The sequence below is a fragment of the Rhizobium sp. SVR5-9E genome (genome assembly GCF_056755095.1).
Window position 1 is genome coordinate 21427 of the sequence record NZ_JBNDHS010000082.1, and the last position, 6228, is coordinate 27654.

At 58.5% G+C, this 6228-nt stretch carries 8 protein-coding genes and 1 pseudogene; all 9 read right to left on the bottom strand.

What is annotated here, in order from left to right; translation table 11 throughout:
- Positions 1-42: 42 nt before the first annotated feature.
- Positions 43-432 (bottom strand): annotated as a pseudogene (locus tag ACPYOJ_RS26920) (response regulator); the annotation flags it as partial.
- A gap of 219 nt (positions 433-651) precedes the next feature.
- The gene (locus ACPYOJ_RS26925) at positions 652-1404 is read right to left on the bottom strand and encodes a Crp/Fnr family transcriptional regulator (protein ID WP_481418972.1); all 753 of its coding nucleotides are present in this window, start codon (positions 1402-1404) and stop codon (positions 652-654) included.
- A gap of 153 nt (positions 1405-1557) precedes the next feature.
- On the bottom strand, positions 1558-2499 hold the full coding sequence (gene era, locus ACPYOJ_RS26930; RefSeq protein WP_481418973.1) for a GTPase Era: 942 nt from the start codon (positions 2497-2499) through the stop codon (positions 1558-1560).
- Positions 2500-2506: 7 nt separating this feature from the next.
- Complete coding sequence (gene rnc, locus ACPYOJ_RS26935; protein WP_168829019.1) at positions 2507-3226, bottom strand: ribonuclease III; 720 nt, start codon at positions 3224-3226, stop codon at positions 2507-2509.
- The gene (gene lepB, locus ACPYOJ_RS26940; RefSeq protein ID WP_168829018.1) at positions 3223-3966 is read right to left on the bottom strand and encodes a signal peptidase I; all 744 of its coding nucleotides are present in this window, start codon (positions 3964-3966) and stop codon (positions 3223-3225) included. The genes rnc and lepB overlap by 4 nt, the downstream gene beginning before the upstream one ends.
- 112 nt (positions 3967-4078) lie before the next feature.
- On the bottom strand, positions 4079-4483 hold the full coding sequence (gene acpS, locus ACPYOJ_RS26945; protein ID WP_481418974.1) for a holo-ACP synthase: 405 nt from the start codon (positions 4481-4483) through the stop codon (positions 4079-4081).
- Positions 4480-5064, bottom strand: a complete 585-nt coding sequence (locus tag ACPYOJ_RS26950; RefSeq protein WP_481418975.1) for a DUF2062 domain-containing protein — start codon at positions 5062-5064, stop codon at positions 4480-4482. Before ACPYOJ_RS26950 ends, acpS begins: the two co-directional genes overlap by 4 nt.
- A 139-nt stretch (positions 5065-5203) precedes the next feature.
- The gene (locus tag ACPYOJ_RS26955; RefSeq protein WP_168829015.1) at positions 5204-5353 is read right to left on the bottom strand and encodes a DUF3563 family protein; all 150 of its coding nucleotides are present in this window, start codon (positions 5351-5353) and stop codon (positions 5204-5206) included.
- A gap of 162 nt (positions 5354-5515) precedes the next feature.
- A partial coding sequence (locus ACPYOJ_RS26960; RefSeq protein WP_481418976.1) for a RelA/SpoT AH/RIS domain-containing protein occupies positions 5516-6228 on the bottom strand: 713 nt, incomplete at its 5' end.

Genomic DNA, 6228 nt, shown 5'->3' on the forward strand with positions numbered 1-6228 from the left:
TTGAGCCTCAGGAATCGATCCTAAAGCAAGGCAACTCTTATGTCATGACGCTGGGTCGAGTTCGGCTGTCGGAAGCAGCTTCTTCAGGAATTCCCGCATCGCGCCTTCATCGAACGGCTTTACGAGAAGCGGGACATGCTGAAGATCCGGCGGGAAATCCTGCGTGTCGGAATAACCGCTGACGAAGCCGAAGGGAATGCCGGCTTCTTTCAAATAGCGCGCGAAGCCGAAGCTCATCGCCTCACCGAGATTGACGTCGAGCAGCGCGAAATCATAGCGCTCCACTTTGACTGCATCCATTGCCTGATCGAGACTGTTGGCAATGTCGACCGTCTCCACGCCAACGACGCGAAGCATGTCTTCGACTTCCATCGCAATGATGAGATTGTCTTCAAGGACCAGAACACGGCTTGCGCTCATGATCTCCACGCCCCTAGCCGAACGCCATCCATGGCGCACGCCCCCTGTCTAACCCGCATCTTTACCTCTGGTGCCCATGTAACTGAGTTGCCCGGCCATAGCTCCGCCTCCGGGACAGAATAGCCGCTCGTCCGATTTGGTTGACAGCAAGCAAACGGGATAAAAGTGACATCAGCGACCTTATTGTCTGTCCAAACGGTTTGCATTTAAAAAAGACATGGCTCCGCCATATTATATGAGAGGCCGCTTGGTTTCGCCAAGCCCCTCCCAGCCGGCAACTTCTTTCAATCCCTTCCCGTCCAGCACTTCGCAGCCACGCTCCTGCCAACGGATCAGCTTTCGTTCCGCCAGTTTCTTCAATGTTTTGTTTGTGTGGACGATCGAAAGCCCAAGCGTATCTGCGATATGCTGCTGGGTAATCGGAATGGCCTTTCGATCACTGAAAAGATCAAGTCGTTTGCCGCGCTCGAAAAGGAAGGCGATCAGATACGCCGCCCGCTCCAACGCATTGCGCCGGCCAATACTCAAAAGGTGCTCGTCCAGCATCCGCTCCTCCTGTGCCGCGATCCAGGTGATATCCAAAGCCAGCGAGGGGTGCTTGTTATAAAGCGTCATCAGCTCGTCGCGCTCGAAAACGCAGAGCACGACCGGAGAGAGCGTCTCGACGGTATGTTGCATTTCACCGACAATCGTGCCCTGCAGGCCGATCAGATCGCCAGGCATGACATAGTTCAGGATCTGGCGGCGGCCGTCTTCGAGTGACTTGTAGCGAAATCCCCAGCCGGCAAGGACTGTGTAAAGATGTGCGCTGTGAGCGCCTTCGACCAGGACCGTTGCCCCAGCATCCACAGCGAGCTCACCCTTCTTGAACCACGAAACGAACTCCAGCTCCTCGTGGGTAAAGTCCCTGAAATGCGGCAGCGGCCGCAAGGGACACAGCTCGCACGGAGTCTTGTATGCGTGAGTTGCTCTTGCCGTCGCCATTCCCGCCCTTGCTCTCGCAAAAATCGGCGCTCCCTGAAGGTAGCGCCGGTTGGCATGCTAATGCAAATGGTGCGGTTTTGTTCCGTCAACGGCGGAATTTTTTGGTTTGGAAACAAAGCGCTGGCTTCCAACCAGCAAATATGTTGCCGTCAGTCAGTGCGGAAAGTCGAGCCCCATCTCGCGGAAGCGCTCGGGATCATCGCCCCAGTTTTCGCGAACCTTGACGAAGAGGAAGAGATGCACGGGCTGCTCGAGGATTTCGGAGAGCTCCTTGCGGGACGCCGAGGAGATCGCCTTGATCGTTTCGCCGCCCTTGCCAAGCGTGATCTTCTTCTGGCTGTCGCGCTCGACATAGATCACCTGCTCGATACGAACCGAGCCGTCCTTCCGCTCCTCCCATTTTTCCGTTTCGACGTGGGAGGAATAGGGAAGCTCCTGATGCAGGCGCAGGAAAAGCTTCTCGCGCGTGATTTCGGCGGCGAGCTGGCGCATCGGCAGATCGGAAATCTGATCTTCCGGATAGTACCACGGACCTGCCGGCAAGGTCTCCGACAGATAGTCCATGACATCGTCGCAGCCGGAGCCGTTCTCCGCCGAGATCATGAAGGTCCTGTCGAAGGCGATCTTCTCGTTCGCGGCGCTGGCGAGCGCCAAAAGGTCTTCGCGCTTCACGCGGTCGATCTTGTTGAGCACGAGAATTTTCGCCTGCGGCACATCCTTGAGACCTTCCAGGATCGCCTCCGCATCGCCACGCAGGCCACGCTCGCTGTCGATCAGCAGCATGATGAGATCGGCATCCTTGGCGCCGCCCCAGGCCGAGGTGACCATGGCGCGGTCAAGCCTGCGGCGCGGCTTGAAGATGCCGGGCGTATCCATGAAAACGATCTGCGCATTGTTGTGGATCGCGATGCCGCGCACGATGGCGCGTGTCGTCTGCACCTTATGGCTGACGATCGATACCTTGGCGCCGACGAAGCGGTTCACCAGCGTCGATTTGCCGGCATTGGTCGGGCCGATCAGGGCCACGAAGCCTGAATGCGTTTCGCCATTGGGTTCAGCGGCGACATCATGCGCCATATCGTTTTCTTCGGTCATTGTCCCGTCAATTTCCGGCAGAGGATTTCTGCCAAATGCCTTCGCGTTCCAGCATCTTCGTCGCGGCGACCTGCTCGGCCGCACGCTTCGAGCGCTCGACGCCCGTTTCCGGCTGAACGCCGGCGACTTCCACCGTCACCGTGAAGCGCGGATCATGATCCGGCCCGGTGCGTTCTTCAACCCGATATTGCGGCGTAACGCCGAATTTCGCGTGTGACCATTCCTGCAGCTCGGTCTTGGCGTCCCGTTTTGCACCGTCGGCGCGTACTGCCCGCTTCTCCCAGTATTTAAGGATGAAGCCGCGAGCGACTTCCAGGCCGCCGTCCAGATAGAGCGCTGCAATCAGGCTTTCGACAACATCGGCGCGCACGTTCAGCATGCGCTTGCCGGTGAGCTTCTTTACGTCCGCGCCTGTTCGGATGAAGAGGTGCAGGCCCAGTTCGTCCGCCACGACCGCGCAGGTCTCGGCGCTGACCAGCTGGTTGAGGCGCACCGACAACTCACCCTCCGCGGCCGTCTTGAACGTCCGGAAAAGCAGCTCGGCGACACAAAGGCCAAGCACCCTGTCACCGAGGAATTCCAGACGTTCGTAATTACCGGCCTTCTGCGAGCGGGCGCTGGCATGCGTCAACGCGCGATCCAGGCGCTCCTTTTCGGCGAACTGATGGCCGATCAAAGCTTCAAGCTTTATCCGGTCCGCCGCCGAGAGCGTCTGCGCTTTACTCATTCAACAACCTTGAAGAGACGATCCCACCGCATGTTGGCCGGCCATTTCCAGATTTCGCGGAAGGAGGTGTCGTTTCCGAGGGAGAAGAAGATGATGCTGGCGCGGCCGACGAGGTTTTCCGCCGGGACGAAGCCGACATCAAAACGGCTGTCGAGCGAGTTGTCACGGTTGTCGCCCATCATGAAATAATGGCCTTCCGGCACGACGAATTCCTGGGTGTTGTCACCGCGGGAAACCGGCGACTGGTCCAGCGTGTCATAGGTCTTACCGTCGTCCATCGTTTCGCGGAATACCGGTACGTCCTCACCCGGATCGAGCTTGTAATCGGAAGTGAAGGCGCCATCCGGCACCTTCGGAACAGGCTTGCCGTTGACGTAGAGCACGCCTTCCTTCACCTGAATATGGTCCCCTGGCAGGCCAACGAGGCGCTTGATGTAATCGATGTCCGGGTTCGGCGGGAAGCGGAAGACAACGATATCGCCGCGCGCAGGCTCGCTGCCGAAGATGCGGCCGCTGAAAAGGTTCGGCGAGAAAGGCAGCGAGTATTTGGAATACCCGTAAGCGAACTTGTTGACGAAGATATAGTCGCCGACAAGCAGGGTCGGCATCATCGAGCCGGAGGGAATAGTGAACGGCTGGAAAAAGACCGTCCGGATCACCATTGCCAGCAACAGTGCCTGAATAATGACTTTAATATTTTCCCAAAGGGCGTTCGGCTTGGTATCGGCTTTTTCGGACACGCAGACTTGTTCCTTCACTGCCCCCGCGGGCGCATTTCCTGTTGCTTCTCTCTAGCGGCTTCGGCCGGTGGCGGCAATGGCACGAACATTAAAAGCGACGAGACGCCGCCCCTTACGCGCCTTCTGGCAGGGCTTCTATGATCACAAATGCCTGAGCGAGCGGATAGTCATCCGTTATCGTCAAGTGGACCACCGCCTTGTGCCCGGCAGGCAGCATGGATTGAAGCACGACGGCGGCACCCCCGGTCAGTTGCATGGTCGGCTTGCCGCTCGGCAGATTAACGACGCCAAGATCCCTCCAGAACACGCCTTGCGCCATGCCGGTGCCTAGCGCTTTCGAACAGGCTTCCTTGGCGGCAAAGCGCTTGGCGTAGGAGGCAGCCCGATTGACACGCCGGTCAGACTTCGCGCGTTCAATGTCGGTGAAGCAGCGATTGGTAAAGCGCTCGCCGAAGCGTTCGAGCGATTTCTCGACGCGCCGGATGTCGATGAGATCGCTGCCGATACCGATGATCATACGCTTTCCTGCGCCGGGTGTGACAGCCGTACTCGGGCACGCTCCATCAAGCGTTCTCGGCGGCGCGACTGAAAGCCTTTGACCGCGTAGAAGGTTCCGAAATACACAATGACGGACGTCAGCAACGCAGGCGGAAGGGACCCGACAAGCATCGGCTCGAGAACCGGACGCCAGAGTTCGGTGAAGTGCAATTGATGGAACAGGGCGCCGAGGTCGATCGACTGGCCATGCATTGTATCCCGCCGCGCGAGCAGCAAGTGACCGATCTCCCACGTCGCGCCCCAGATGAACGGATAGGTCAGCGGATTGCCGAAGGCTGCGCAACCAAGCGCGGCGGCAACCATGTTCCCGGAAAAGAAATAGCTGAGCACGAATGCCATGACGAAATGGACGCCGATAAACGGGGTCCAGGACACGAAAATCCCCGCGGCAACACCCATGGCAACGCCGTGCGGCGACGCCGTCAAGCGCAAAACACGCATCGCCAGATAGCGAGCCGGGCGCAAGAACCCCTTGCGGGGCCATAGCAGCTCCCGCATCTTTTCACGAAATCCGGCTGGTTTTCTTCGGCGAAACAGCATGGCGGTTATTTAGTGCAGCACATGCCGTCATGACAAGAGCGACGAATTGACAGGCGCCGCTCAGCCGTCAAAGCTCTTCACGAATGGGCGCATGTCATGCATGGCGCCCTCCCGCAGTTTTGGAAGCGTAAGCCCGCGATTAGCGGCTACGGAACAGACCCCGGTCAACCTGGCGCTGACGGTATTCGAGATCGATCCGGTCATGCGAGGCGTTGAGGTATGCGATTTCACGTTCGTGTACGCTCGGGACGCGGAGAGCGCGGGCGATTTTCTTGATAGGAGCAAACATTTGCTTTGGTCTTTCTTCGTTCATTCTCTGATGACCAGAAGATAAGTGTTGCAGCGCACAATTACCAACGCGCTAAAATACGTACAGCCATGCATTCAGCGCATACATCGCCTTTCCGTCGTGCAGATGCGGTCGCGATATGATCACAAAATGGGCAAACACTTAGTCGTAGAGGCGGCGAACTGTCGCAATGCAGTCCAGATCCTTCAGTTGCGCAAGCAGCTGATTGAGCTGGCGGAGATCCCATACTTCGACATCGACAGCCATTTCAGTGAAATCTGCGGCAACCCGCACCGTGTTCAGCGATCGGATGTTCACATCGAGACCGGCAACGGTCTGCGCGACCTTGGCCAGCGTGCCCGGCTCGTTCAGCGCATTGACCAGCACACGTGCCATGAAGCGAGACTTGTTGGCCTCGTCCAGATCCCACCGCACATCGATCCAGCGATCGGGCTGATCGTCGAAACGCTGCAGTGCGGACGACTGGATCGGGTAAATGGTAATACCCTTCTCCTTCTCCATGATGCCGACGATACGATCGCCAGGCACGGCGCCCGCTGGCGCGAACTGCACGGCGATATTGCTGGATATGCCACGGATCGGGCCCATATCGATCGTGGTCCCTTGCCCACCCTGGGCCTCCCCCTTCTTGTCGGGTACCTTGAAGATCATGCCCGAAGCGCTGCGGACATTGAACCAGCCCTCGTCGCCAACCGGCTTGACGGTAATGCGCTCGTCCTGATGATCGGGATAAACGGCGCGCAGGACATCCAGCGACGACATCTCGCCCCGGCCGACAGCCGCGATCGCATCTTCGACGTCCTTCTGGCCGAGGCGGTGCAGCGCCGGCTTCATCGCGTCGCGGGAGAATATCT

Excerpts from the sequence above, each read along its gene's own strand:
- ACPYOJ_RS26925 (WP_481418972.1), bottom strand. The coding sequence starts at position 1,404 with ATGGCGACGGCAAGAGCAACTCACGCATACAAGACTCCGTGCGAGCTG.
- era (WP_481418973.1), bottom strand. The coding sequence starts at position 2,499 with ATGACCGAAGAAAACGATATGGCGCATGATGTCGCCGCTGAACCCAAT.
- rnc (WP_168829019.1), bottom strand. The coding sequence starts at position 3,226 with ATGAGTAAAGCGCAGACGCTCTCGGCGGCGGACCGGATAAAGCTTGAA.
- acpS (WP_481418974.1), bottom strand. The coding sequence starts at position 4,483 with ATGATCATCGGTATCGGCAGCGATCTCATCGACATCCGGCGCGTCGAG.
- ACPYOJ_RS26950 (WP_481418975.1), bottom strand. The coding sequence starts at position 5,064 with ATGCTGTTTCGCCGAAGAAAACCAGCCGGATTTCGTGAAAAGATGCGG.
- ACPYOJ_RS26955 (WP_168829015.1), bottom strand. The coding sequence starts at position 5,353 with ATGTTTGCTCCTATCAAGAAAATCGCCCGCGCTCTCCGCGTCCCGAGC.